This is a genomic window from Variovorax sp. GW821-FHT06D12, assembly GCF_059419205.1.
Window position 1 is genome coordinate 246,257 of sequence record NZ_JBWKRI010000003.1, and the last position, 24,029, is coordinate 270,285.

General features: G+C 68.8%; 25 protein-coding genes. 8 read left to right on the forward strand and 17 right to left on the reverse strand.

The annotated features are described in order from the left end of the window. Window positions 1-118: 118 nt before the first annotated feature. From flgK to AC07SQ_RS11890, 4 genes are all read left to right on the forward strand, one after another. Window positions 119-2,071, forward strand: coding sequence for a flagellar hook-associated protein FlgK (flgK, locus tag AC07SQ_RS11875; protein ID WP_495271112.1), 1,953 nt, complete (start codon window positions 119-121; stop codon window positions 2,069-2,071). A gap of 34 nt (window positions 2,072-2,105) precedes the next feature. Continuing rightward, window positions 2,106-3,317, forward strand: coding sequence for a flagellar hook-associated protein FlgL (gene flgL, locus AC07SQ_RS11880; protein ID WP_495271111.1), 1,212 nt, complete (start codon window positions 2,106-2,108; stop codon window positions 3,315-3,317). Between the two features lie 146 nt (window positions 3,318-3,463). Beyond that, entirely contained in the window at window positions 3,464-4,087 is a 624-nt protein-coding gene (locus tag AC07SQ_RS11885; protein ID WP_495271110.1) for a pentapeptide repeat-containing protein, read from the forward strand. A gap of 184 nt (window positions 4,088-4,271) precedes the next feature. Further along, a complete protein-coding gene (locus AC07SQ_RS11890) occupies window positions 4,272-5,330 on the forward strand; it encodes a hypothetical protein (RefSeq protein WP_495271109.1) in 1,059 nt (352 codons plus the stop codon). Between the two features lie 23 nt (window positions 5,331-5,353). On the opposite strand, the gene kdsA is transcribed toward AC07SQ_RS11890, so the two are convergent. After that, window positions 5,354-6,205, reverse strand: a complete 852-nt coding sequence (gene kdsA, locus AC07SQ_RS11895; RefSeq protein ID WP_495271108.1) for a 3-deoxy-8-phosphooctulonate synthase — start codon at window positions 6,203-6,205, stop codon at window positions 5,354-5,356. A gap of 169 nt (window positions 6,206-6,374) precedes the next feature. Between kdsA and AC07SQ_RS11900 the strand changes: the two genes are divergently transcribed. Then, window positions 6,375-6,977: an SMI1/KNR4 family protein gene (locus AC07SQ_RS11900; RefSeq protein WP_495271107.1), complete on the forward strand. Its 603-nt coding sequence runs from the start codon at window positions 6,375-6,377 to the stop codon at window positions 6,975-6,977. Between the two features lie 10 nt (window positions 6,978-6,987). Here the strand turns inward: AC07SQ_RS11900 and AC07SQ_RS11905 are convergent, their stop codons facing one another. Continuing rightward, window positions 6,988-7,845 carry a LysR family transcriptional regulator gene (locus AC07SQ_RS11905; protein WP_495271106.1) on the reverse strand — a complete coding sequence of 286 codons (858 nt, stop codon included), beginning with the start codon at window positions 7,843-7,845 and terminating at the stop codon, window positions 6,988-6,990. Window positions 7,846-7,927: 82 nt separating this feature from the next. On the opposite strand from AC07SQ_RS11905, the gene AC07SQ_RS11910 reads away from it, so the two are divergent. Beyond that, window positions 7,928-8,305: a tautomerase family protein gene (locus tag AC07SQ_RS11910; RefSeq protein ID WP_159278087.1), complete on the forward strand. Its 378-nt coding sequence runs from the start codon at window positions 7,928-7,930 to the stop codon at window positions 8,303-8,305. Window positions 8,306-8,440: 135 nt separating this feature from the next. Here AC07SQ_RS11910 and AC07SQ_RS11915 read toward each other — a convergent pair whose 3' ends face one another. Further along, on the reverse strand, window positions 8,441-9,625 hold the full coding sequence (locus tag AC07SQ_RS11915) for an alpha/beta fold hydrolase (protein ID WP_495271105.1): 1,185 nt from the start codon (window positions 9,623-9,625) through the stop codon (window positions 8,441-8,443). Between the two features lie 238 nt (window positions 9,626-9,863). Here AC07SQ_RS11915 and AC07SQ_RS11920 point away from each other — a divergent pair, with 238 nt between their 5' ends. After that, window positions 9,864-10,919, forward strand: coding sequence for a sensor histidine kinase (locus AC07SQ_RS11920; RefSeq protein WP_495271104.1), 1,056 nt, complete (start codon window positions 9,864-9,866; stop codon window positions 10,917-10,919). Then, window positions 10,916-11,710, forward strand: a complete 795-nt coding sequence (locus AC07SQ_RS11925) for a LytR/AlgR family response regulator transcription factor (protein WP_495271103.1) — start codon at window positions 10,916-10,918, stop codon at window positions 11,708-11,710. Before AC07SQ_RS11920 ends, AC07SQ_RS11925 begins: the two co-directional genes overlap by 4 nt. 39 nt (window positions 11,711-11,749) lie before the next feature. Here AC07SQ_RS11925 and AC07SQ_RS11930 read toward each other — a convergent pair whose 3' ends face one another. From AC07SQ_RS11930 to fliF, 14 genes are all read right to left on the reverse strand, one after another. Continuing rightward, on the reverse strand, window positions 11,750-12,631 hold the full coding sequence (locus AC07SQ_RS11930; protein ID WP_495271102.1) for a hypothetical protein: 882 nt from the start codon (window positions 12,629-12,631) through the stop codon (window positions 11,750-11,752). Between the two features lie 110 nt (window positions 12,632-12,741). Continuing rightward, window positions 12,742-13,539, reverse strand: a complete 798-nt coding sequence (fliR, locus tag AC07SQ_RS11935) for a flagellar biosynthetic protein FliR (protein ID WP_495271101.1) — start codon at window positions 13,537-13,539, stop codon at window positions 12,742-12,744. Beyond that, the gene (gene fliQ, locus AC07SQ_RS11940) at window positions 13,536-13,805 is read right to left on the reverse strand and encodes a flagellar biosynthesis protein FliQ (protein WP_062469313.1); all 270 of its coding nucleotides are present in this window, start codon (window positions 13,803-13,805) and stop codon (window positions 13,536-13,538) included. Before fliQ ends, fliR begins: the two co-directional genes overlap by 4 nt. Further along, window positions 13,802-14,560: a flagellar type III secretion system pore protein FliP gene (gene fliP, locus AC07SQ_RS11945; RefSeq protein ID WP_495271100.1), complete on the reverse strand. Its 759-nt coding sequence runs from the start codon at window positions 14,558-14,560 to the stop codon at window positions 13,802-13,804. The genes fliQ and fliP overlap by 4 nt, the downstream gene beginning before the upstream one ends. Beyond that, window positions 14,557-15,039 (reverse strand): flagellar biosynthetic protein FliO, encoded by a 483-nt coding sequence (fliO, locus tag AC07SQ_RS11950; protein WP_495271099.1) that lies wholly within the window; start codon window positions 15,037-15,039, stop codon window positions 14,557-14,559. The genes fliP and fliO overlap by 4 nt, the downstream gene beginning before the upstream one ends. Continuing rightward, window positions 15,036-15,464 (reverse strand): flagellar motor switch protein FliN, encoded by a 429-nt coding sequence (gene fliN, locus AC07SQ_RS11955; RefSeq protein ID WP_062469325.1) that lies wholly within the window; start codon window positions 15,462-15,464, stop codon window positions 15,036-15,038. The genes fliO and fliN overlap by 4 nt, the downstream gene beginning before the upstream one ends. Then, complete coding sequence (fliM, locus tag AC07SQ_RS11960; RefSeq protein WP_095946623.1) at window positions 15,457-16,458, reverse strand: flagellar motor switch protein FliM; 1,002 nt, start codon at window positions 16,456-16,458, stop codon at window positions 15,457-15,459. Before fliM ends, fliN begins: the two co-directional genes overlap by 8 nt. 30 nt (window positions 16,459-16,488) lie before the next feature. Continuing rightward, window positions 16,489-17,004 carry a flagellar basal body-associated protein FliL gene (gene fliL, locus AC07SQ_RS11965; RefSeq protein ID WP_070061553.1) on the reverse strand — a complete coding sequence of 172 codons (516 nt, stop codon included), beginning with the start codon at window positions 17,002-17,004 and terminating at the stop codon, window positions 16,489-16,491. Window positions 17,005-17,120: 116 nt separating this feature from the next. Next, window positions 17,121-18,452 carry a flagellar hook-length control protein FliK gene (locus AC07SQ_RS11970; RefSeq protein WP_495271098.1) on the reverse strand — a complete coding sequence of 444 codons (1,332 nt, stop codon included), beginning with the start codon at window positions 18,450-18,452 and terminating at the stop codon, window positions 17,121-17,123. 19 nt (window positions 18,453-18,471) lie between these two features. Beyond that, the gene (gene fliJ, locus AC07SQ_RS11975; protein ID WP_062469337.1) at window positions 18,472-18,930 is read right to left on the reverse strand and encodes a flagellar export protein FliJ; all 459 of its coding nucleotides are present in this window, start codon (window positions 18,928-18,930) and stop codon (window positions 18,472-18,474) included. Next, entirely contained in the window at window positions 18,927-20,354 is a 1,428-nt protein-coding gene (fliI, locus tag AC07SQ_RS11980; RefSeq protein ID WP_495271097.1) for a flagellar protein export ATPase FliI, read from the reverse strand. The genes fliJ and fliI overlap by 4 nt, the downstream gene beginning before the upstream one ends. A gap of 4 nt (window positions 20,355-20,358) precedes the next feature. Then, on the reverse strand, window positions 20,359-21,132 hold the full coding sequence (gene fliH, locus AC07SQ_RS11985) for a flagellar assembly protein FliH (RefSeq protein WP_495271096.1): 774 nt from the start codon (window positions 21,130-21,132) through the stop codon (window positions 20,359-20,361). Beyond that, window positions 21,119-22,120 carry a flagellar motor switch protein FliG gene (gene fliG, locus AC07SQ_RS11990; protein WP_062469343.1) on the reverse strand — a complete coding sequence of 334 codons (1,002 nt, stop codon included), beginning with the start codon at window positions 22,118-22,120 and terminating at the stop codon, window positions 21,119-21,121. The genes fliH and fliG overlap by 14 nt, the downstream gene beginning before the upstream one ends. Continuing rightward, window positions 22,113-23,813, reverse strand: coding sequence for a flagellar basal-body MS-ring/collar protein FliF (gene fliF, locus AC07SQ_RS11995; protein WP_495271095.1), 1,701 nt, complete (start codon window positions 23,811-23,813; stop codon window positions 22,113-22,115). The genes fliG and fliF overlap by 8 nt, the downstream gene beginning before the upstream one ends. Window positions 23,814-24,029: the final 216 nt, after the last annotated feature.

A 24,029-nucleotide genomic window follows, 5' to 3' on the forward strand; every position in this document is an offset into this window, starting at 1 on the left:
GCGCAATGACACCGCGCGCCCTCAACTTCGGGCGCGCGCTGCCGATAACCATGGGGAGGCATCGCGTGATGCCGCTCCCCCACACCCCTTTGACAGGTAAAGCCTTATGTCCGGAAGCATGTTCTACACAGGTCTGAGCGGCCTCGCGGTCGCCCGCACCGCGCTGATGACCACGGCCCACAACACCGCCAACGTGTACACGGCCGGCTACAGCCGCCAGATCGCGCAGATCGCCTCGGCCGGCGGCATTGCCAGCGGCTCGGGCTTCATCGGCTCGGGCGCCAACGTGACGACCGTGTCGCGCAGCTACGACCGCTACCTCACGGCGCAGCTGGCCACCGCGCAGTCGCAGTCGGCCGCGCTGGCCACCAACGGCGTGCAGGTCAACCGCATCGACCAGCTGCTGGCCGACAAGACCTCGGGCATCGCGCCGCTGATGCAGAGCTTCTTCACCAGCGTGCAGGGCGTGGCCAACACGCCGGCCGACCCGGCGGCGCGCCAGCAGATGATCAGCGCGGCGCAGTCGCTGGCCAGCAAGTTCCGCGCGACCGACCAGTACCTGTCGGACCTGAACACCTCGGTCAACGAGCAGATCGTGGGCAGCGTGAGCCAGATCAACACTTACGCGGCCAAGATCGCCAGCCTGAACCAGCAGATCAGCCAGATGAGCGCGGTGGCCGGCGGCCAGGCGCCGAACGACCTGCTCGACCAGCGCGACCAGCTCGTGAGCGAACTGAGCCAGGTGGTCGACGTGCGCGTGCTGCAGCAGGACGACGGCAAGTACAACGTGTTCATCGCCACCGGCCAGTCGCTGGTGGTGGGCGACCATGCCTCCAAGATGGCGGCGGTGACCTCGTCGGCCGACCCCACGCGCCAGGTGGTGGCGCTGTCGGGCTTTGCCGGCAACACCGTCGAGCTCGACGACAGCGCCTTCACCGGCGGCGTGCTCGGCGGCCTCATGGCCTTCCGCAAGGACACGCTGATCCCCACGCAGAACGCCATCGGCCGGCTCGCCATGTCGGTGGCCGACGCGGTGAACGCGCAGCACAAGCTGGGCGTGGACCTGAACGGTGCACTGGGCCAGAACTTCTTCTCGCAGGCCGTGCCGGGCACCATCGCCAATGCCGGCAACGCCGGCAACCTCGAGCTCGGCGCCACGCTGACCGATGCGTCCAAGCTCACGACCAGCGACTACAACGTGAGCGTCACCGACGTGGGGGGCACGCTCACCTACACGGTCACGCGGCTCTCGGACAAGACGCCGATGGGCAGCTTCACCACCTTCCCGATCAGCTTCGACGGCGTGAGCCTCACGGCTGCGAGCGGCACGGCGCAGGCCGGCGATTCGTTCCTGGTGCAGCCCACGCGCACCGGCGCGCGCGACCTCGAGGTGCTGGTGCGCGACCCGGCCAAGGTGGCCGCCGCCTCGCCCGTGATCACCGGCAACACCGCGGGCAACAAGGGCAGCGGCGCACTGGGCGCCGCCACCGTCGATGCCGCCTACCCGGGCTCGCCGCTGGCCGGCAACGTCACGCTGAGCTTCAACGCGGGCACCGGCACGCTGTCGGGCTTTCCGGCCGGCTCGGCCGTGACCGTCACGCGCGCCGACGGCACCGCCACCAGCTACCCGGCCGGCACGCCCGTGCCCTACACGGCCGGCGCGAAGATGAGCTTCGACGGCATCACCGTGGCCATGACGGGCGCGCCCGCGCAGGGCGACACCTTCACCATCGGCAAGAACACCGGCGGCGTCTCCGACGGCGGCAATGCGCTGCTGCTGGGCGCGCTGCAGCGCAAGACCACCATGTCGAACGGCACCGCGACCTTCAACGGCGCCTACTCGCAGCTGGTGAGCGACGTCGGCAACCGCGCCATGTCGATCAAGGTGGCCGCCGTCACGCAGGACAGCGTCACCGGCCAGATCAAGGCCAGCCAGCGCGCGATTTCGGGCGTGGTGCAGGACGAGGAAACCGGCAACCTGCTGATGTTCCAGCAGATGTACCAGGCCAACGCCAAGGTGATCCAGACCGCCTCGGCCATGTTCGACGCCATCCTCGGCATCCGCAGCTGATCGTTCACCCCCCGCACAGATTCCAGGACCCGCGATGCGCATCAGCACCCAATCCTTCTACGAACAGAGCCTGCAGTCGATGGGCCTGCAGCAGCAGAAGCTGTTCAAGGTCCAGCAGCAGCTGGCGACCAACTCCAAGTTCCTGACGGCCGGCGACGATCCGGTGGGCGCGGCGCGCGCGCTCGGCGTGAGCCAGACGCTGGCGGAGGGCGCCCAGTTCGCCACCAGCCGCCAGCGCGCGGCGCTGGCGCTGTCGACCGAAGAGAACGCGCTCAATTCGGTGACGGCGATCCTGCAGCACGTGAAGACGCTGGTCGTGCAGGCCGGCGGCGGCGGCCTGTCGGACGCCGATCGCGGCTCGCTTGCCACGGCCATCCAGAGCAGCCTGGAGCAGCTCGTGGGCGTGGCCAACAGCGACAACGGCAGCGGCCAGTACCTGTTCGCCGGCTTCAAGAGCGGCAGCCCGCCCTTCGTGATGGCTGCCGGCGGCGGCGTGCAGTACGTGGGCGACCAGGGCGAGCGGCTGATGCAGATCGACGTGGCGCGCCAGATGTCGACCTCGGACGACGGCCGCAGCATCTTCCAGTCGGTGCAAGGCGGTGCGGGCTACGTGACCTCGGGCTCACCTGCCAACATCGGCTCGGGCGTGTTCGGCGCCGTGAGCATCACCGACGCCACCGCACCGAACTACGGCAAGGACTTCACCATCCGCTTCACCGGCACCGACTACACGGTGATGACGAAGGACACGCCGCCGGTCGTGGCCGCGAGCGGCCCGTTCACCGCCGGCACCCCGATCTCGTTCGGCGGCGTGCAGATCGCGATCAGCGGCACGCCGGCCAACGGCGACAGCTTCGACGTGTCGACCGCGCAGAACGCCGGCACCGACATCTTCGCGGCCTTGGGCGAGCTGGTGACAGCGCTGCGCGCACCGCTCAATGGCGGCGGCGCGGCGGCCCAGGCGCAGCTGCGCAACGCCTTGAGCACCGCCAACGTGAAGGTCACGAACGCGCACGACAACGTGCTCACGGTGCTGTCGTCGGTGGGCTCGCGCCAGGTCGAGCTGCAGGCGCTCGACAGCGCGGGTGCGATGAACAAGCTGCAGGAAGAAAGCTACCTGTCGTCGATCGAGGACCTCGATCCGTACACGGCGATTTCCGAGTTCTATCAGCGGCAGTCGTCGCTGCAGGCGACGCAGATGACGTTTGCCAAGCTGAACAGCATCTCGCTTTTCAACTACCTGTGAGGGTGGGGTGGCCAGCGGCTGCGTGCTGGCCACTGGAGGGGAAGCCGATCGTCGCGATGGACGCGGGCAGAATGCGTCGGCTGGCTGCCGTCGGTCGTCCGCCTGGCAGCCGCGCACCACCCCCACCTTCCTCGGAGAATCGATCCATGGCCGAACGTGCATATGGGGCACCGGCACCTGCGACCCGGACCACGCTGGCTGGAGAGCGCTGGTACGGCAAAGACATCGACCGGCAAACCTACACCGCCGTCCTGTTCAGCGATCTCGACCTCACGGAGGCCAGGAACACCGGCTCGGTGTTCACCGACTGCACGTTCCGGAGCGCGCGCTTCAATTCGTCGGTCCACACGGATGCGGCTTTCGTCAATTGCACGTTTGTCGCCTGCAAGTTCTTCGACGCCAGCTTCATCGATTGCAAGTTCATCGGCAGCATGTTCGACGGCTGCATGTTCGAGGTGATGAAGGCGGTCGGCGGCGACTGGTCGTTTGCCGGCCTCCCGGGGGCGGACCTGCGCAAGGCGTCGTTCCATGGCACACGGATGCGAGAGGTCGACCTCACGGGTGCACGATGCGACGGCGGCGTGCTTCGCGATGTCGATCTGTCGGGGGCCTGGCTGCACAGCGTCAACCTCTCGCGCTGCGACCTGCGCGGCAGTGACCTGAGCGCACTCGAACCGCAGCACGTACAGCTCCAAGGCGCAGTCATCACCGCCGTGCAAGCCTTGACCATCGCCGAGGCGCTGGGAATGGACGTCAGGCCGGAGGAATAGAAGCGAGACATCGCGGGTGCGATGAACACGAGGTAGGAAGCACGCTGCCTGCCGTTGGCGTGGGATTGCTTCTCCACCTGCGTTTTGCGAGGCGGGCCACCGGTTCCCGTGGCCTCCCACAAAAGCGGTATTTCGTTTGCGAATCGTCGGGCTAGATTCAGGCGCCATCCTGGAGGAGAAAAGCATGCCGATCGTTCGCACCCTGGCCCTGAGCGTCTTCCTGCTGGGCACGGCCTTGCCCGCCCTGGCCGCGAACGACGGCACCGACAGCCATTGCGTCGTCGGCAAGGACAGCACGCTTTTCAACCAGTGCAACTACAGCGTCGACGTCGGCTTCTGCGTCGAGAACCCGCGGCAGACCAAGCACTTCTTCGACAGCTCCGAGGCCTTCCAGTGCCCCAACGGCGGACTCAGCACGCTGGGCCCCGGCAAGAAGGAGGGCAACCTCCTGCACGGCACCGTGCACTGGTGGGCCTGTGCGACCAAGCACCGGGGCACGGGCCGGTGGCGGTACGTGGAGGGGCGAGGCTACCGGGGGTACTGCTTCTCCGAGAAGGACGCGAAGGCCGCGAATCCGGCGCCCTCACAGCGAACGCGCGCCTCATCTGAAGAATGCAAGGCGCTGCAGCAACGCGCCACGCAGGCCTCGGGCCCCGGCGCGGACCGCGTCCACAACTACACGATGATCGAGTACCTCGATCGCAGCTGCGGCAACCTGACACCCGAGGACCGCGCGGCCACGCGCAGGGTCTATCAGCAGGAGTACGTGCGGCTCGTTTCGGAATGCAGGTATTCGGGCGCCAGGAACTGCGACTCGGCTGCCATGCCGAACGAGGCCGCGGCGCCGGAACGCCCGACGGTTCAGGCGGGCAGCGTCCCCGCGGCGAGAGCATCCTCGCGCAGCGAACCCTCCGTGGACATGCTGATGTCGCGCTGCTCGGACGCCCTGCGGACCGCCATCGACACCTTCTATCAATCGGAGGTGGAGGCCGACCGCTACTACCGCCGCACGCACACCGGGTCTCGCGAGCGGGTGCAGGGCTGGATGACGGAAAAAGCCAGGGTCGAATACGCCGCAGGCGCGCTGGCCGTTCCGCCCCAGTCGCTGGCCGAGTACCACGCCGGGGCGCTGCAGGAGGCGGCGAGCCGGACCCGGCCGATGGGCAATGGCCTGCACGATCCCCATCGCGAACAGGCGCTGCTGCGGGCCTGCTACATGAAGGCGCGCCTCGACAGCCGCTAGAGGCCCCTGCGGGAGCGTCCCGCTCAGGCGCGGATGTGCAAGGGCGCGAACGACTTCACCAGGTCGTCCAACGCCTTCAGCTGCGTGAGGAAAGGCTCCAGCTGGTCCAGCGGCAGGGCGCTGGGACCGTCGCATTTCGCTTGTGCCGGGTCGGGATGCGCTTCGAGAAAGAGGCCCGCCAGGCCCACTGCCAGGCCCGCACGCGCCAGTTCGGCCACCTGCTCGCGTCGTCCGCCGGAGGCGATGGCGTTGGCCTCGCGCTGCTGTAGGGCATGGGTCACATCGAAGATGACCGGCAGGTTCCCGGTGACCTTCTTCATGGTGCCGAAGCCGAGCATGTCCACCACCAGGTTGTCGTAGCCGAAGCAGGTGCCGCGGTCGCACAGGATGACGGAGGAATTCCCCGCCTCCTTGAGCTTCTCGACGATGTTGAGCACCTGCGTCGGGCTCAGGAACTGGGGCTTCTTGACGTTGATGACCTTGCCGGTTTGGGCGAGCGCGACGACCAGGTCGGTCTGGCGCGCGAGAAACGCGGGCAGTTGCAGGACGTCCACCACTTCGGCGACGGGTTTCGCCTGCCAGGGCTCGTGCACGTCGGTGATAACGGGCACGCCGAACGCCGCCTTGACGGCCTCGAAGATCTTCAGGCCCTCTTCCAGGCCGGGGCCCCGGTAGGAATGGATGGACGAGCGATTGGCCTTGTCGAAGCTCGCCTTGAAGACATAGGGAATGCCGAGCTTCTGCGTGACCCGGACGTATTCTTCCGCGGCACGCAGGGCCATGTCTTTCGACTCGAGGACGTTCACGCCGCCGAACAGGACAAAGCCGTTGCTGTTGCTGACGTGGATGGCGGGGGTGATGGCGACGGTGGTCAAGGCGAGCTCCTCTGAAGTGTCTGTTGCCCCGCATTCTCGCGGTTCGGCTCCTGGCCCAGAATGGCCCCCTGGCCACCTACGGCCTGAACCTGCCTGGCCGATAGGGACGGTGCACGACCTCGACGCGGGGCCGGTGCGCCGTGATCCGCGTTAGGCTGCAGCGAAAGCCATGAAAGTACTTTTCCCCAATCCCTTTGGCCGCGCACCGGCCTCCGCGCAGGCGGTCGACGCGCTGCAGCGCCGCCTCGGTTTCTCGAACGCCTACGCCGCCTTCCTGCGAACCCAGAACGGCTTCTCCCTGTACGAGATGGAACAGGCCGGCGACATCGCTGCCTATGTGCAGCCAGACGGCACGGCGAGCAGCGCGTCGCACGCCAACTTCCGGGTGCTCAACAGCTTCGGCGCATCGGACCCCCACTGCGACCTGGAGACGCTGCAGGCCGAGAGCCTGCTGGCCGCCTGGTTTCTGGACATCGGCAGCGACCCGGCGGGCCACCCGTTCGTGGAGGTGCTGCACGGCCGGCACAAGGGCCGGATCGCCAGCCTCGACCACGACCTCTTTGCAGGCAAGCTGGACACGCAGGAGTTTCTTGCCGAGATGGAACTGGCCCACCTCCCATCGCTCAGCCTGGACGCGCAGGCCGATGCGCTGTGCGACGAGGCGCAGGGCCTGGTGTGGTTCCACGCCAGGGACATGCAATCCTTCCTGGACCACTGCATCCACTGCGACGACGATTTCTGGGGCTTCGTGGTGGACGAACGCGCGCCCTGACGCGGTCGGATCAGTTTCTCGCCACGCTCCTGAACGCCGCAGACAGTGCGTCCACGGCCTCCCGCGCCCGACCCTCCCGGACCCGGGAGTGCAGCAGGACGGGCAGGCGCGGCAGGTCGGGCAGGCCCAGCTTGGGCCCTACGTCGACGCAGCCCAGGGGCAACATGCGCGGCGCCAACGCCGCGACGCCCAGTCCGGCCACCACCGCCGCCGCCACGGCCGCGACGCCGCCCCCCACAAACACCTCGGTCCACGGGATGCCGGCCGTGTCCAAAAGCTGCTCCGCCAACGCGCGCACGCCGCAGGGCTGCGCCATCGTGGCCAGCGGCAGGGGCTCACCCACGCGGTGCTGCCAGCCTGCGGCAGCGAACCAGCCGAAGCGCTCCTGTGCCAGAAGCTTTCCGTCCGTGCGTCCGGCATGCAGCCGGACGATGACCGTGTCGAGTTCCCGTCGGTCGTAGCTCTGGAGCAGATCGCCCGACGAGCCGATCCGGATATCGATCAGCAGCTGCGCGTCTTGCGCGTTCATGCGGGCGATCAGCGCGGGCAACTCCGGTCCTGCCACGTGGTCGCTGATGCCGATGGTCAGCCGCTGGCGGGCGCTCGCAAAGGCCGCCAGCGTGCGATCGTGGACCGCCAGGAGTTCCCGGGCATGTCCCAGGAAGGCGGCACCGCGCGCTGACAGCTCCACGTGCCGCGGTGTGCGCTCCAGAAGCCGGCAGCCCAACCTGTCTTCCAGGCGTTTCAGTTTCAGGCTGATCCCTGCCTGCGTGGTCTGCATGACTTCCGCGGCGCGCGTGAAGCTGCCCAGCTCGGTGATGCGAACGAAGGCCTGAACGGCGTCGAGATCCAGCGGGCGATCAGTCATGACAAAAGATTGTTATTGAGATAAGTATCAATAGCAAATCCGAATACATAACATCCGCTGTTCCAAGATGACCGGAGTAGCGATGCCCACCATTCACATCTCGATGCGCGCGGGAAAGCCAGAGGCCTACCGGCAGGCGATCTTCGACAGCCTCTATCGCGCCCTGCGCGACACGTTGAACGTGCCGCAAGACGATCAGTTCATGACGATCACCGAGCACGAGGCCGCCAACTTCCGATATGGGGGCGCCTTCGGCGTCGCGCGCAGCGACGATCTCCTGTACATCCAGATCACCGTTTTCAACACGCGCACCGCGCAGCAGAAGAAGGCGCTGTTCCAGCGCATCGCGCAGCTGCTGGCCGAGAGTCCGGGGATACGTCCGGAGGACGTGTTCGTGACCCTGGCCGATGCACCCAAGGAGAACTGGTCCGTCGGGCATGGGCTGGCGCAATTTGCCTGAGGAATGGCTGCTTCAGCCTCCAAAAGAAAGCCTGCATCCATCGCGCGATTCCAGAAAACTGGCGGACGGAATTTGAAAGAGGCCGGCGTCCTCTTCCCGACCGGACGCTGACTGACAACGCCACAGACCGCGCGCCTACTTCGCCAGGAGCGATGCAATCGCCGGCCCGGCCAGGCCGATGGTGGCACCCAGTGCATCGGCGTGGCCATTGGGACTGTTCATCTCGACATACTCTGCCGGCGTGCCTTGCGCCTTGAGGGTCTCCACGGCGCGTTTGGACAGGAGCGGCGGAAAGATCTGGTCCGAGCTGATGCCCACGAACAGCGACCTGGCCTTGATGCGTTCCGGTTTGGCGCTGGGCAGCTGCAAGGCCTTCAGCGTGTACAGCCAGCTGTTGGCGTCCATGCCCTTGGCACGCGCTTCGCCGATCTTCTCGAGGGTGGCATCGACCGCAAACTGGTTCGCGGCCGCTTCGCCGGGGTTCTTGCCCGGGTCGGCCCACTTCTGACCGAAGGCCTTGTCGGCCCAGGCGAAGCTGAGCGCGTCGAGCGTGACCAGCCGCATGGCCTGCGTCATGCCCGCCAGCGGCTCGGCCTTGCCGTGGTAGTCGCCGTGGGACCAGTTCGGGTCCAGCCGCACGGCCGCGCCCCACGAGCTCATCTTGGCGATGGCGTAGGCCGGGCTGTCGACGCCAGGTCCCACGATGGACACCAGGCGTTGCACGCGCTCCGGGTAGGCCGAGGCCCATTCCACCGACATCCAGGCGCCGGCCGACGCGCCGGCCACGGCGTAAATGGTTCGAATGCCCAACGCATCGAGCAGGGCCTTCTGCACCTCCACCGTGTCCCGCGCAGCCAGCACCGGGAAGCGCGGGCCATACGGTTTGCCGGTGGCGGCGTCGATGCTGGCCGGGCCGGTGCTGACGACGGTGGCCGATGCGCGATTGGGGTTGGACAACGCGTCGGTTGCGATGACGAAGAACCGATCGGTGTCGATCGGCAGGCCGGCGCCGATGATCGTGTCCCAGTAACCCGGCGCGGCGTCGCTCGCCGCATACCGGCCGGCGGCGTGCGAGGTGCCGGTGATGAAGTGATTGATGAGGATCACGTTGTCTCGCGCCGCATTCAGGCGGCCATAGGTTTCATAGCCGATGCGCACGCCCTTGATGACCTGGCCGTTCACGGTCGTGTAGGTGGGCAGGTTGAACACCTGCTTTTCCACGATGCCGTCGAAGGCCTGTGCGTTCGTCGTGACGAGGGCAGCACAGACGGCGGCCGCGGCGCAAAGCAGCGTGTTCGAAAGAGAAGAAGATCGTTGCATGGGAACTCCCGGGTGGTGAGGCCCGCACTGTCGGCGGCCGCTGCCAGGCGCGCATCCGGTTTGGCGCCCAAACGCCCGGTGGAGGGCATCAACGGTTGTGAGGCGGCACCGAGCGGTCGCCGTTCGGTCCCCTCAAACGACGGCTCGAGGACAAACTCGCCCCCACGGGCCCTCGATCGGTGGCGGCATGGCGTGCCAACCTCTACAGTGGCGCGATGCATGCAGCCGACGGCCACCCGTGATTCGCGTTGATTCACCGATTCCCGCCCACTGGCTGGGCGCCGCGCGGCTGACGGCCGGCGCGTTCCTGCTGTGCGCGATCGCGGCCGGGCTGCTCTTCTGGGCCGCTCCTGCACTCGAAACGCCGGCGCGCCTGTTCGTCTTCGTCGAATGTGTCGGCATGGTGTTCGTTGCGTGCGTCGCGGTGCTGGGCCGCTTTGGACGGCTGCGGCGAATGCAGGCGCTGCCCCGTTGGCTTCTGACCGGCGCGATCGCCATCCCGACGGGGTACTTCGGCGGTCACCTGGTCGCGCTCCTGATCCTGGACGAACCGATCGGCCGCGTCGTGGGTCATGACAGCGACTACATGGTGGCGTTCGCCTTCGGCCTGGTGCTGGCCCTGTTCGTCCTCTACGTCGCCGCGACGCGTGACCAGCTTGCCAAGGAAGCGGTCGCCCGATCCGACGCCCAGCGCCTGGCCACCGAATCGGAACTGCGGCTGCTGCGCGCGCAACTCGAACCCCATATGCTGTTCAACACGCTGGCGACTCTGCGCTCGCTCGTCGACGAAGACCCGCGACAGGCCGAGCGCATGATCGACCAGCTGATCGTCTACCTGCGCAGCACGCATGCAGCGTCACGCGACGAGGTGACGACGCTGCAGTCGGAGTTCGCCCAGCTGAGGGCGTACCTCGACATCATGTCCTTGCGCATGGGGCCCAGGCTGGCCTACCGGCTCGACTTGCCCGCCGAGCTGGAGCGGATCGCCATCCCGCCGATGCTGTTGCAGCCGCTGGTCGAGAACGCCATCAGGCACGGCCTGGAGCCGAAGTTGGGCGCAGGTGGCGTCGAAGTGCTGGCACGTTCGATCGAGGGCGGCATCGAGGTCGCTGTGGACGATTCCGGTCTGGGCTTGTCGCCGCACCTGCCCGCTTCGGGTGGCGACGAGGTCTGCGGGGCCGGACTGAAAAATGTGCGTGATCGCCTCCAGACCCGCTATGGCTTGCGTGCGTCCCTGTCTCTGCAAGCGCGATCGCCGTGCGGCGTTCGCGCGGTCGTGAGGATTCCATCGTGAGCGCGTGGCGCGGCGTGATTGCCGAAGATGAACCGGTGCTGTCGCGAACACTGCAGCGCTTGTTGCACGAAGCCTGGCCCGAGTTGGAGATCGTGGGCGTCGCCGACGATGGCCTGAAGGCGATCGAACTGGCCCAGACCCTGGCGCCCGATGTGATGTTCCTGGACATCAAGATGCCGGGCAAGACAGGCCTGGAAGTCGCCGAGGCCGTCGCTGACGAGTGGCCCGACGACCAGGTCGAACCACTCTTCGTCTTCATCACCGCGTACGACAACTTCGCGATCTCGGCGTTCGAGCATGCGGCGATGGACTACATGCTCAAGCCGGCGACGCTCGAACGCCTGCAGGTCTGCGTGCAACGCCTGAAGCAAAGGTTGCACGAGCGCGCCCGGACACCGGCGGCTGGTGGCATGGCGGCCCTGATGGAGCGCGTGCAGTCGATCACCGATCCGGCGGACGCGCCCGAAAAGATCAAGGTCATCCGCGCCGGCGTCGGCAACACCGTGCGGATGATTCCGGTCTCGGAGGTGATCTGCCTGGAAGCCACCGAGAAGTACGTCAATGTCGTCACGGCCCAGGGCGAGGCGCTGGTGCGCATGAGCCTGCGCGATCTGGTGTCGCGGATCGACGCCACCGACTTCACGCAGGTGCATCGCGGCGTGCTCGTCAACATCCACAGCATCGTGAGCGCCACCCGCGACGAGAACGGGCGCTACAGCCTGTCCGTGAGGGGCCTGGCGCGATCGCTCAAGGTCAGCCGGGCGTTCGGGCATCTGTTTCGCGCGATGTAGTGGCAGCGGGTTCGTGGATGGCCGGGGCCACGGTCGGGCTCATCGTCTCGGGGCGCGCAGCCTCGCAATGCCGAAGCCCAATGCCACCGCGACGCACAAGAAGGCCAGCACGGCCAGCCAGGTGGATTGGGTGAAGTAATAGGCGCCCAAGGCCGCACCCGCCGCCACGAAGGCGCCCAGCCATTCCAGGGCGGGGTCGAGCCAGCTCTTGGCCGCGTGCGCCTTGGGTTCCGCGAACGCGCGATCGTGTTCGTCGATCTGCTGTGTTGTTGTCGGCGATCTGCGGGCCTTCCGTTGTCGCGGGTCGGGGAAGTGTTCTCGCACCGCCGGCGTGGGCCAGGCGCCATCGCTGGATGACGCGAGGCCGCTCAAGGTCCAGACCGGGTCCGCATCGTGCCTCGCAAGATCCGACATCAGGCTTTCGAGCGCCTTGCTGTCGTGGAGACCGTCGATGTCCCCAAGATCGGCGCGCAGCCATGGCTCGGCGTCGGCCGCATCTGGCAAGCCGGAGGTGCGCAGCAGGAGGTAGTCCCCGAAGTGCTGCGCAATCAGTGCTTCAAAGGACGCGTAGATCGGGCGGTAGCGCTCTCCGACGGCGCCGAGGATCGCTTCACGCCGTGTCGCCAGCCGCGCAACCGCTGCGGCCTTGTCAATGACGAGGTAGGGATAGGTCGCGTCGGCGCCGAAATCCTCCAGGCATTCCTCCCGGTCGACGGCCGAGGCTTCGTCGTCGATGTCGTATTCGTCGAGGAAGCGCGCGTACCGGATGTCGCTGGTGCTGAAGAGTGCCCGCCAGAACAGCGGGAAGAACGCGTTGGCCTCCAGCTCGGCGCCGTCGCCGAAGAAGCTGCGCCATTCGTTGCGGCTGCCTTCCGGCATCCGGGGCAGGGAGGAGCTGGACAGATAAATGGGGTGTGACATGCGCGACCTTCCGTGTTGCGGCCGGAATCATCTTAGTGGGAGCGGCGCGCCATTCCGTGACCCTGCTGTCATTCGAACCAGTGGACTGGCCGCAAGCACAGGTCCAGCCCTCAGCGCCGCAACCCCTGCGTGAACCGCAGCATGTTCGAGAGCGACTCCGCGAACCGCGGCTCCAGGAACGCCGCCAGGTGCGGCATCAGCAGCTGCAGCATCACCAGCCCCGCCAGCAGCGTCAGCGGAAAGCCCACCGCGAAGATGCTGAACTGCGGCGAGGCGCGGTTCAGGATGCCCATGGCGAGGTTGAGCGTGAGCAGCGCGGTGATCAGCGGCAGCGCCAGCAGCAGGCCGCTCGCGAAGATGTCACCGCCCGCGAGCACGAGGAACATCCAGCCGCCGGCCGCCAGCGGTGCGTCGGCGATGGGCAGCGTGTGGAAGCTCGCGGCCAGTGCCTCCAGCATGAGCAGGTGGCCGTCCAGCGCCATGAAGATCAGCATCGCCAGCATGTTCAGCAACCGCGACACCACCATCGTGCTGCCGTGGCTCATGGGGTCGAAGAAGGACGCGAACGACAGCCCCATCTGCAGGCCGATGTACTCGCCCGCGGCCAGCACGGCGGTGAACACGAGCCGCATCGAGAAGCCCATGGCGGCGCCGATCAGCACTTGCTGCACAAGAATCCAGAGGCCGCCTGCCGACACCACGGGCACTGCGGGCAGTGGCCCGATCGTGGGCGAAATCACCAGCGTCAGCACGGCGGCGATGCCGACCTTCACCTGCCGCGTCGCCCAGGGCTCGCCGAACACCGGCGCCGTGGAGACCATGGCCAGCATGCGAACGAAGGGCCAGAGAAAGGCCACCAGCCAGGCCTCGAGCTGGCCCGAGGTGACGGAAAAAACCGAGGGCGTCACGCCAGCATCTGCGGGATGCTGGCGAACAGGGCGCGCATGTAGTCGAGCATGCGGTCGAGCATCCACGGCCCGGCGATGACCAGCGTCGCGAACACCGCGAGCAGCTTGGGAATGAAGGACAGCGTGGCCTCGTTGATCTGCGTGGCCGCCTGGAAGATGCTGACCACCAGGCCGATCACCAGTGCCACCAGCAGCAGCGGCGCACCCAGCAGCAGCGAGATTTCCATGGCCCGGTGGCCCATGGTCATGACGGATTCGGGCGTCATAAGTAGAAGCTCTGCGAGAGCGCGCCGATCAGCAGCTGCCAGCCGTCGGCCAGCACGAACAGCATCAGCTTGAAGGGCAGCGCGATGGACGCGGGCGGCACCATCATCATGCCCATCGACATCAGCACGCTCGCCACCACGAGGTCGATGATGAGAAAGGGAATGAAGATGGTGAAGCCGATCTGGAACGCGGTCTTCAGCTCGCTGATGACGAAAGCCGGCAGCAGGATGCGCAGCGGCACGTCTTCGGGCCCCTGCATCTCGGGCGCCTTGGCGAGCCGCGCGAACAGCGCCAGGTCGGTCTCGCGCGTCTGCTTGAGCATGAAGGTCTTGAAGGGCGCGATGCCGCGCTCCAGCGCTTTTTCGGCGCTGAGCTTGCTTTCGGAGAAGGGCACGTAGGCGTCGGTGTAGGCCTTGTCGAACACCGGCGACATCACGAAGAAGGTGAGGAACAGCGACAGCCCCACCAGGATCTGGTTGGGCGGCGAGGTCTGCGTGCCGATGGCGGTGCGCAGCAGGCCCAGCACGATGAGGATGCGCGTGAAGCTGGTCATCGACAGCAGCAGCGCGGGCAGGAAGGTGAGCGAGGTCAGCAGCACCAGCGTCTGCACGCTCAGCGACCAGGTCTGGCTGCCGCCGGGGCCCGGCGTGCTGGTGAGGCCGAGCAGGCCTTGGGTCCACGCGGCGGCGGGCAGCGTGGCGGCGAGCAGCAGCAAGGCGGTGCGCAGGCCGCGGTGCAGGGCGGGGCGCGTCATGGCGCGGTACGCGTTTTGCCCGCGAGGGAATCGCGCAGCTTCTGGGCGAACAGGCCCACCGGATTTTGTGCAGGCGTAGGCGTTGCAACGGAAGGCGTTGCCTGGGCCGGCAGCGTGTGCAGCGTGCGGACCTGGCTGTTGGTGACGCCCAGCACCAGCCACTGGCCGGCCACGTCCACCACGACCACGCGCTCGCGCGGGCCGACCATGGCGGTGGACACCACCTTCACCACCTGGCCGCCGCCCAGCCGCTGCAGGCCGAAGCGCCGCGCCAGCCACGCGCACAGGAAGATCAGGCCGACGACCGCCGCCATGCCGAAGCCCGCCTGCAGCAGGCCCGCCCCGCCGACCGCGGCGGGCGGCGCGGCTTCGCGCACCGGCGTGGGCACGGTGGGCAAGGCCGCATGCGCCGCATGCAGGCCCAGCGCCAGCAGCGCGGCGCCCCGCGCAAGCAGCGAAGACACCCGCGCCAGGCTCATGCGCGCGCGAGCTTCTGCATGCGCTCGGAGGGCGTGACGATGTCGGTCAGGCGGATGCCGTACTTCTCGTTCACCACCACCACCTCGCCCTGCGCAATGAGGTAGCCGTTGATCAGCACGTCCAGCGGCTGGCCGGCCAGGCCGTCGAGCTCGACCACCGAGCCCTGCGACAGCTGCAGCAGGTTCTTGATGGTGATGCGCGTGCGGCCGATCTCGGCGGTGAGCTGCACCGGCACGTCGAGCACGCGCGCGATGTCCACGGGCGTGGCGGACGATGCTGCCGGTGCGTCCTGGATCTGCTGGAAGACCTGCGCCGTTGCGGGAGCCACGGCCGGGTCGGGCGCGGGGGCGCTCGCCGCGGTCTGCTCGGCCAGTGCGCTGGCCCAGTCGTCCGCGTCGCTGGCGGCAGAGGTGTTGTCAGTCATGGTCGTTCTTCGAATCGCTGTCTTGGTGGGAGATCATGTGTTGCACGCGCAGGGCGTAGCGCTCGTTGGAGGTGCCGTAGCCGCAGGCCATCACGGGCACGCCGCCGACCTTGGCGACCACCGTCGCCGGCAGCTCGATGGGAATCACGTCGCCCACGCGCAGCTTCATCACCTCGCCCAGCGTCGAGGGCATGGTCACGAAGTCGGCGGTGAGCTCGACGTCGGCGGCCTGCATCTGGCGCGACATCTGCGTGACCCAGCGCTTGTCGACCTCGACCTCGTCCTGGATCGGGTTGGACAGCAGGTCGCGGATCGGCTCGATCATCGAGTAGGGCAGGCACACATGCAGAAAGCCGCCGATGGGGCCGAACTCGATCTGCAGCGTGGTGTTGATCACCACCTCGTTGGGCGCCACGATGTTGGCGAGCTTGCCGTGCATTTCGGCGCGCACGTAGTCGAAGGCCAGCGGATACACCGGCTGCCACGCGTCGCCGTAGCACTGCAGCGACAGGTCGAGCAGGCGCTTGATGATGCGCTGCTCGGTGCGCGTGAAGTCGCGCCCTTCCACGCGCACGTGGTAGCGCCCGTCGCTGCCGAACAGGTTGTCCACCACGAGGAACACCAGCTTCGGGTCGAACACGAAGAGGGCGGTGCCGCGCAGCGGCTTCATGTGGACCATGTTGATGTTCGCGGGCACCGGCAGGTGCCGCACGAACTCGCCGAACTGCTGGATCTGCACCGGCCCCACCGAGATGTCGGGGCTGCGGCGCATGAAGTTCAGCAGCGCGCTGCGCAGGCCGCGCGCAAAGCGGTCGTTGATGACCTCCAGCGTGTGCATGCGGTTGCGCACCACGCGGTCGGGCGCACCGAGGTCGTAGGCCGGCAGGCCGTCGGGCGGCGGCGCGGGCGCGGCGGCCTGGTCGAGGTCGCCGCCGGTGACGCCCTGCAGCAGCGCATCGACCTCGTCCTGGGAGAGCACCTGTTCATACGCCATGGATCGCGGGTCCGCAAACGGGCATCGTCGTCACTGCACGACGAAGGAGTTGAAGGACACGCTCGCAATGCCCAGCTCGGGCAGGCCCTCGGCCAGCGGTGCGTTCAGCGCGCTGTGAATCTCCGTGGCCAGCCGGGCCTTGTCTTCCGAGGTGACCAGCGATTCGGGCGGGCGGTTCGACAGCAGCACCAGCAGGCGGCTGCGCAGCTCGGGCATGAACTCGACGATCTGCGCCTTGGCCTGCTCGTCGCGCAGCTTCAGCGCCAAGCCGATCTGCAAAAAGCGCGAGCGGCCTTCGGACTGCAGGTTGACGGTCAGCGGCTCGAGCATGAGGAAGATGGGTTTCTCGGGCACCGGCGCCTTGGCCGTCTCGGCGGCGGCATGCTCGGTGAAGCGCGGAAGCACGAAGACGTAGGCCGCCGCGCCGGCCGCGGCCAGGCCGAGGACGGCCACGAGCCCGATCAGCAGTTTCGAGGTGCGGCGCGAGGCCGGCGGGTCGGTCGCGACCGACGCAGCCGCGGTGGCGGCGGGAGAAGAGGTAGCCATGGTGAAACGGTGGACGGGTCCGATCTATTCTTTGCGAAGTCGCCCGCCGGCGAACGGCCGAACAAGCGCACAAAGGCGCTTCACATCCGTTCATTGCGGGAGGCGGAGGGGCGGTTTCAGGCGAAGGTGTCGACGCCCGGGCCCGTGCGTGGGGTGGCAACGGGGCGGGGTGCCGCCGTTGCCGGGCGGGCGATGTCGGTGGCAGCGGAAGTGCCCTGCGGTCGCCATGCGCCCTGTCGCTGGTGTTGTTGCTGCTGTTGCTGCGCGAACGCCGCGTCCTGCCCGAACGGCGCGCGCGTGTCCGCGCCGACCGAGGTCTGGCCCAACGTGATGCCCTGTTCCGACAGGCTGGTGCGCAGCTGCGGCAGCGCAGCCTCGACGGCCTTGCGCACGCTCTCGTGCGCCGACACGAACGCGGCCTGCGCCTGGTGCTCGCCGACCGACAGCGTGACCTTCAACGGGCCGAGGCCGGCGGGGTTGAGGTTCAGCTCGGCCGTGTGCGTGCCGCCGAGGCTCATGCGCGCGAGCTGCTGGCCGAGTGCGGGCGCCCATTTCTCGCTGCCGACTTCGGGGGCGAGCGTGTGCACGGCGGGGCGTGCGACGGGGCTTTCGGTTGTGCGGTCGGTGGCCGTGGCGGTGGGCTGTTGCAGCGCGAACGGCGCGATGGATGGCGCCGCTGCGTCGTCGCCCGTGGAGCCGGCCGACACTGCGACGACGGGGGCGGCGTCCGCCGTCGCGGGTTTCGCCTCGCCGGCAGGCTGGGCTTGCGCAGCGGCTGCGAGTTGTTCGGTGGTGGTGGCACTCACGGTGCGCGGTGCACCCGCGCGGCCCGGTGCGGCGGTGCCGACGGGTGGGCCGGCAGGTGCGGCGGCCGGCTTCTTGCCATCGACAGCCATCGGCTGCGCGGCCACGGCGGCGCGCACGATCTCGTACAGCGAAGGCGGTGCTGCGTTGTCGGCTTCGGGCGTCGCGCTTTGTGCGGCGGCAGTGGCGGTGGGCGCGGAAGCGTCTTCGGTGGCGATGGCGGGCGCGGGCGTGGCGGCGGCTTCGCTGCTCAGGCGGACCGTGCTAGCAGGCAGGCCGGCTTGCGCGTCAGGCGTGACCGGCGCCAGCGAAGTTTCTGGCGTACCGCTGCCCTGCGTGGTCGCACCTCCAGCAAGCACCAATGCCTGTTGCGGCGTGACGGCGGCTGCGAGAAAGGCGAGGTCGGGCTCCGCAGGCTGCGCGTCCCGGATCTCTTCCGCAAGGTCCGTCTTGCGCAGCGGCTTGGCATCCGCCACCACGGTATCGGCATCCGACGCCTTCTCGGCCTGGCTCGCACGCGAACGTTCGAGCGCGGCACCGAACGCGCGGCCCTGCGCTTCGTCGGCACTGCGGCCACGTGCGCCGCCCTGCGCCACCGGCGAGGTGGCGGCAGGCGTGACGGTCGGCGGGATCATGGGAGGCATGTCGGTTCCTGGGGGAGATTCAGTGGGTGGGGTGCGAGGCGCGGTCGAAGAACTGGCGGGCGGCACGTTCGTCGCTGTCGCGCTGTTCGCGCTTGGCCTGCGCCATCAGCTCCTGCGCACGCACGCGATCGGCCAGTGTGTCGAAGGAGCTGAGGCGGCGCTTCTCGCGCTGCCAGTCGGTGCGGCCCCGGTCGAGCTGGTGTCCGGCCCGCTCGGCGATGGCGCGCTGCTGCGCGATCGCGTGGTCGAGCGTGCCGAGGAAGTTGCGGTAGTTGCGCCACTGCGACGACGGCAGGCCGCCGCGCATCAGCGTGTCGAGTTGCGCGTGGTAGTCCTGGCGGTACTGCAGCAGCAGCTCGAGCTTCTGCTGCGCGCTCAGGTGCGCGCTCTGCAGGGCGCCCAGGCGGCGCGCGGCGTCGTCGGTCTGGCTCTGCGCCAGGTCGATGAGCATGCCGAGGGGAAGCTTGCTGCTGCTCATGGGCGTCCTGACGGAGGTGTGTGGGTGAACAGGCTGTCCATGTGGGCGATGGCCTCCTCGTAGCCGGTGCGTTCGTGCATCGACTGCTGCAAAAAGGCCTCGATGCGCGGGTACATCGCGATCGCCTGGTCCAGCTGCAGGTCGTGCCCGGGCGCGTAGGCGCCCACGCTGATCAGGTCGCGGTTGCGCTGGTAGCGCGACAGCATCTGCTTGAAGCGGCGCACGGTGTCGAACTGCGCGGGCGAAATCAACGACGTCATCGCGCGGCTGATCGAGGCCTCGATGTCGATGGCCGGGTAGTGCCCCGCTTCGGCCAGCGTGCGCGAGAGCACGACGTGGCCGTCCAGGATCGCGCGCGCCGAATCGGCGATCGGGTCCTGCTGGTCGTCGCCTTCGGACAGCACGGTGTAGAAGGCCGTGATCGAGCCGCCGCGCCCCTGCGCATCGCGCGCACCGTTGCCGGCGCGTTCCACCAAGGCAGGCAGCCGCGCGAACACCGAAGGCGGATAGCCCTTGGTGGCGGGCGGCTCGCCCACGGCCAGCGCGATCTCGCGCTGCGCCATCGCATAGCGTGTGAGCGAATCCATGATGAGCAGCACGTCCTTGCCCTGGTCGCGAAAGTACTCGGCCAGGCAGGTGGCGTAGGCCGCGCCCTGCAGGCGCAGCAGCGGCGAGTTGTCGGCCGGCGCGGCCACCACCACGGCGCGGGCCAGGCCTTCTTCGCCCAGCGTGTTCTCGATGAAGTCCTTCACCTCGCGACCGCGTTCGCCGATGAGGCCGACCACGATCACTTCGGCGCTGGTGTACCGCGCCATCATGCCCAGCAGCACGCTCTTGCCCACGCCCGAGCCGGCGAACAGGCCCATGCGCTGGCCGCGGCCGACGGTGAGCATCGCGTTGATGGCGCGCACGCCCACGTCGAGCACCGAGTCGATGGCCGCGCGCGACAGCGGGTTGATTGGCGGCGCCGCCAGCGGCACCTGGCGCGCCACGTCGAGCGGGCCCAGCCCGTCGAGCGGGCGGCCGGCCGCATCGACGACGCGGCCCAGCATGCCTTCGCCCACGGGCAGGCGCTTGGTGTGGGCGTCGCCGGTCGCACCGGGCTCGCGCAGGCCGGGCCGCGCGAACACGCGCGCGCCGGGCAGCAGGCCCGCCACCTCGGTCTGCGACATGAGGAAGAGACGGTCGCCCGCGAAGCCCACCACTTCGGCTTCGGCATGGCGCTGCGGATGGCCGGGCGGCAGTTCGATGAGGCAGTCGCTGCCCACGGGCAGTTGCAGGCCCACGGCCTCGAGCACGAGACCGACGGCGCGCGTGAGGCGGCCCGAGGCGGTGGTGGTCGTGCTGCGGGCGACGTCGGCGCGCGCCTGTTCCAGCACGGCGCGCACGCTGTTCAGATGAGGGTTGGTGGGCGCGGTCTGCATCGGCTCAGGAAGCGTCGCCACGCAGCGCCGCACCCACACGCTCCCAGCGCGTGGCCAGGCTGGCGTCCAGCTCGCCGGTGGCCGACTGCACGCGGCAGCCGCCACGCGCCAGGCTGTCGTCGGCGCGCAGCTGCCAGCCGGCCGCCTCGATCTCGCTGCCCAGGCTGTTCTTCACCAGCGCGATGTCGTCGGGGTGCAGCAGCAGGCGCGGTTCGCCGCGCAGCGCGGGTTCGGCGTGCAGCAGGTCGCGCACCAGCGGAAGCACCCACTCGGGCTCGGCCTGGTAGGTGCGGTGCACCACCTGGCGCGCCACGTCGAGTGCGAGCGCGAGCACGGTCTCGGCCAGTTCGGCTTCGGCGCCGCGCAGCGCTTCGGGCAGCGAGCGGGCGAGCGCGCGCAGGCGTTCGGCGTGCACGCTGGCGGCGGCGAGGCCGGTGGCCAGGCCTTCGGTGTGGCCGACCTGGCGGCCTTCGGCCAGCCCGGCGGCGCGGCCCTCGGCTTCGCCCGCGGCGCGCGCCTCCTTGCGGATGCGGGCCAGCTCGGCGAGGTCGACCTTGGGCGCGGGAGGCGCAGGCGGTGGAGAAGGGCGCTGCGCCGTGTGACGCGAGAGCGCCGTGCCCGACGGCGCCTTGCCATCGAGCGTGCCCATCTCCCAGCGCTCCCACGCCGACAGCGCCGGGGTGCCGGCACCGGCCTGGCGCGCGGCCGCGTGGATGGCGGCGAGGCGCTCGCGCGAACTGTTGGAGGCGCCGAAGGCGCCGGGGTCAGACGAAGTCATCGGTGCCAGGCGCCGCGATCACGATCTCGCCGGCGTCCGCCAGGCGGCGGGCGACCTGCAGGATGGCCTTCTGTTCGGTCTCGACCTGCGACACGCGCACGGGACCGCGCAGCTCCATGTCCTCGCGCAGCGTCTCGGCCGCGCGCTGCGACATGTTGCTGAGGAACTTGTCGCGCAGCTCCAGCGGCGCGCCCTTGAGCGCGATGATGAGCGAGTCGCTCTCGATGTCCTTGAGCAGGCGCTGGATGCTGCGGTCTTCCAGGCCCAGCAGGTTCTCGAACACGAACATCTCGTCGACGATGCGCTGGGCCAGCGCCTCGTCCTGCTCGCGCACATGGGCAATGGCTTCTTCTTCCACCGTGGTGCTCATCAGGTTGACGATCTCGGCCGCGGTGCGCACGCCGCCCAGGCGGCTGCGGCGCAGGCCCTGGCCCGCGAGCATCTCGGTCAGCACCTCGGTGAGCTCGTTCAGCGCCGAAGGCTGCACGCCGCCGAAGGTGGCCACGCGCATGATCACGTCGTGGCGCAGGCGCGCGGGCAGCTTCTCGAGCACCTCCGACGCCTTCATGCGGTCCAGGTGCACCAAGAGCGTCGCAAGGATCTGCGGGTGCTCGTCGCGGATGAGCTCGGCCACCTCGCCGGCCTCGAGTTCGTTCAGGCGCTCGATGCCGCCGTGCGGCTCGTCGGGCTGCAGGATGTCTTCGAGCAGGTTGCTCGCGCGGTCGTCGCCCAGCGCCTTCTTGAGCACGGCGCGGATGTAGCTGGTCGAGCCCAGGTGCAGCGCCGACAGCTGCTCGGTCTCCTGGCGGAACTCGGCCAGCACCGAGGCCAGCTCGTCGCGCGACACCGCGCTCAGCTTGGACATGGCCAGGCCCAGCGCCTGCACCTCGGAGGTGGGCAGCAGGTGCAGCGCGGCGGCGGCGCGGTCTTCGCCCAGCGCCATGAGCAGGATGGCGCTCTTGCGGGTGCCTGCTTCGCTGCTAGTCATCGGTGTGCATCCAGTGCTGGATCAGGGCGGCCACGAGCTTGGGGTCCTTGTCGGCGGTCTGCTGGGCGTAGTCCATGTCGGCCTTCTGGCGTGCGGACTCGCGCTGCTGCAGTGTTTCTTCGGGCTCGGCCGGGGCCGTGCCGGTGGGGGCCACGGCTGTTGCATCGGCCACGGGTTGCGCGGGCGGCTGCGCGGCCAGGTGCCGGCGCATCAGCGGGCGCCCCACGGCGAACCAGGCGAACAGCGCGAGCAGGCCGATGAGCAGGTAGGGGACCAGCGTCTTGCCGAACGCGAGGGTGTCGCGGTCGCGCCAGAACGGCACGTCGGGCGCGGGGGCGGCGTCGCTCTCGCCATCGCGGGCGAAGGCGCTGTTGACCACGTTGAGCGAGTCGCCGCGTTCCTGGCTGAAGCCCATCGCTTCCTTGGCGAGGTTGCGGATCTGCTCCAGCTCGGCCGGCGCGAGCGCGCGGGCGCTGGTCTTGCCGGCGGCATCGACCGTGTCGCGGTGGTTCACCACCACGGCGACCGACAGGCGCTTCACGCCGCCGGCGGCCTGCTGCACGTGGCGGATGGTGCGGTCGAGCTCGTAGTTGGTCGTGACGTCCTTGCGCGTGTTGCTCGGGCCAGCCGGTGCGGCGGTGGGTGATGCGTTCGGCGTGTTCGGTGCGCCCGGCGCATTCGGCGGCTTGGGCGCGGTGATCGGCGCCGTCGGGTTCACCGGCGGCTGGTTCGATAGCGCGCCCGGCACGCCGCCCGGTGGCGCACCGTTGTGCTGCGCCGATTCGCTCGACTGCTGGCTGCGGATCGCGGCCTGCGCCGGGTCCTGGTTGGGCCGGTATTTCTCGTCGGTGTGCTCCACCACCGAGAAGTCGATCTCGGCCGCGACCTGCGCGCGCACGTTGCTCGCGCCCACCAGCGGCTGAAGAATGGCTTCGATGCGGCGCACGTAGCCCTGCTCGATCTCCTGCGCGTACTTGAGCTGGCTCACGTCCAGCCCCTGGCTGGTGCCGCGCGCCGACGACAGCAGGTTGCCGCGCTGGTCGACCACCGTGACGCTCTTGGCGTCCAGGTCGGGCACGCTGCTAGACACCATGTGCACGATGGCGCTCACCTGGCCTTCGTCGATGCTGCGCCCGCGCATCAGCGTGAGCACCACCGAGGCCGAGGGCTTCTTCTGGTCGCGCACGAACAGCGACGGCTTGGGCAGCGCCAGGTGCACGCGCGCGGCCTCGATGCTGCCGATCGATTCGATGGAGCGCGCCAGCTCGCCCTCGAGCCCGCGCTGGTAGTTGACCTGTTCGGCGAACTGGCTGGTGCCGAACTTCTGGTTGTCCATCAGTTCGAAGCCCACGCCGCCGGCCTTGGGCAGGCCCTGGGCCGCGAGCTTCAGCCGCGTCTCGGCGACCTTGTCGCCCGCGATCAGGATCGCGCCGCCGCCCTCGGCGAACTTGTAGGGCACGTTCATCTGCTGCAGCGACGCGATGATCGCGCCGCCGTCGCGGTCCGACACGTTGGTGTAGAGCACCTTGTAGTCGGGCCCGCGGCTCCACAGGAAGAAAGCGGCCGCCACCGTCGCCAGCGCCGCGGCGCCAAGGATCAGCGGCAGTCGGGGCTGCGCGCGCATGCGCTCCAGCATCGGGGGCAGGCCGTTGGCGCCCGCCGTCAGGCCGCCCGTGGGCGCGGCCGTGCTCATCGGCGCGCCTTCGCCGGGGCCGTTGCGCCGCGCGGGGCCGGCGCCGGTGTGAGAGAGGGAATTCGGTGTTGGGATGTCATGCCGGTGGCCGGCGACGTCGTGCGCGGCCTGTGGTTTCGCGAACGATTGTCAGCAGGCGATGGGGAATTCGATCGGTCGAACAGCCGGGGGTTTTGCCCTCAGTTGCGCGTTTGAATGGGGGTCTTCCCTTGATAC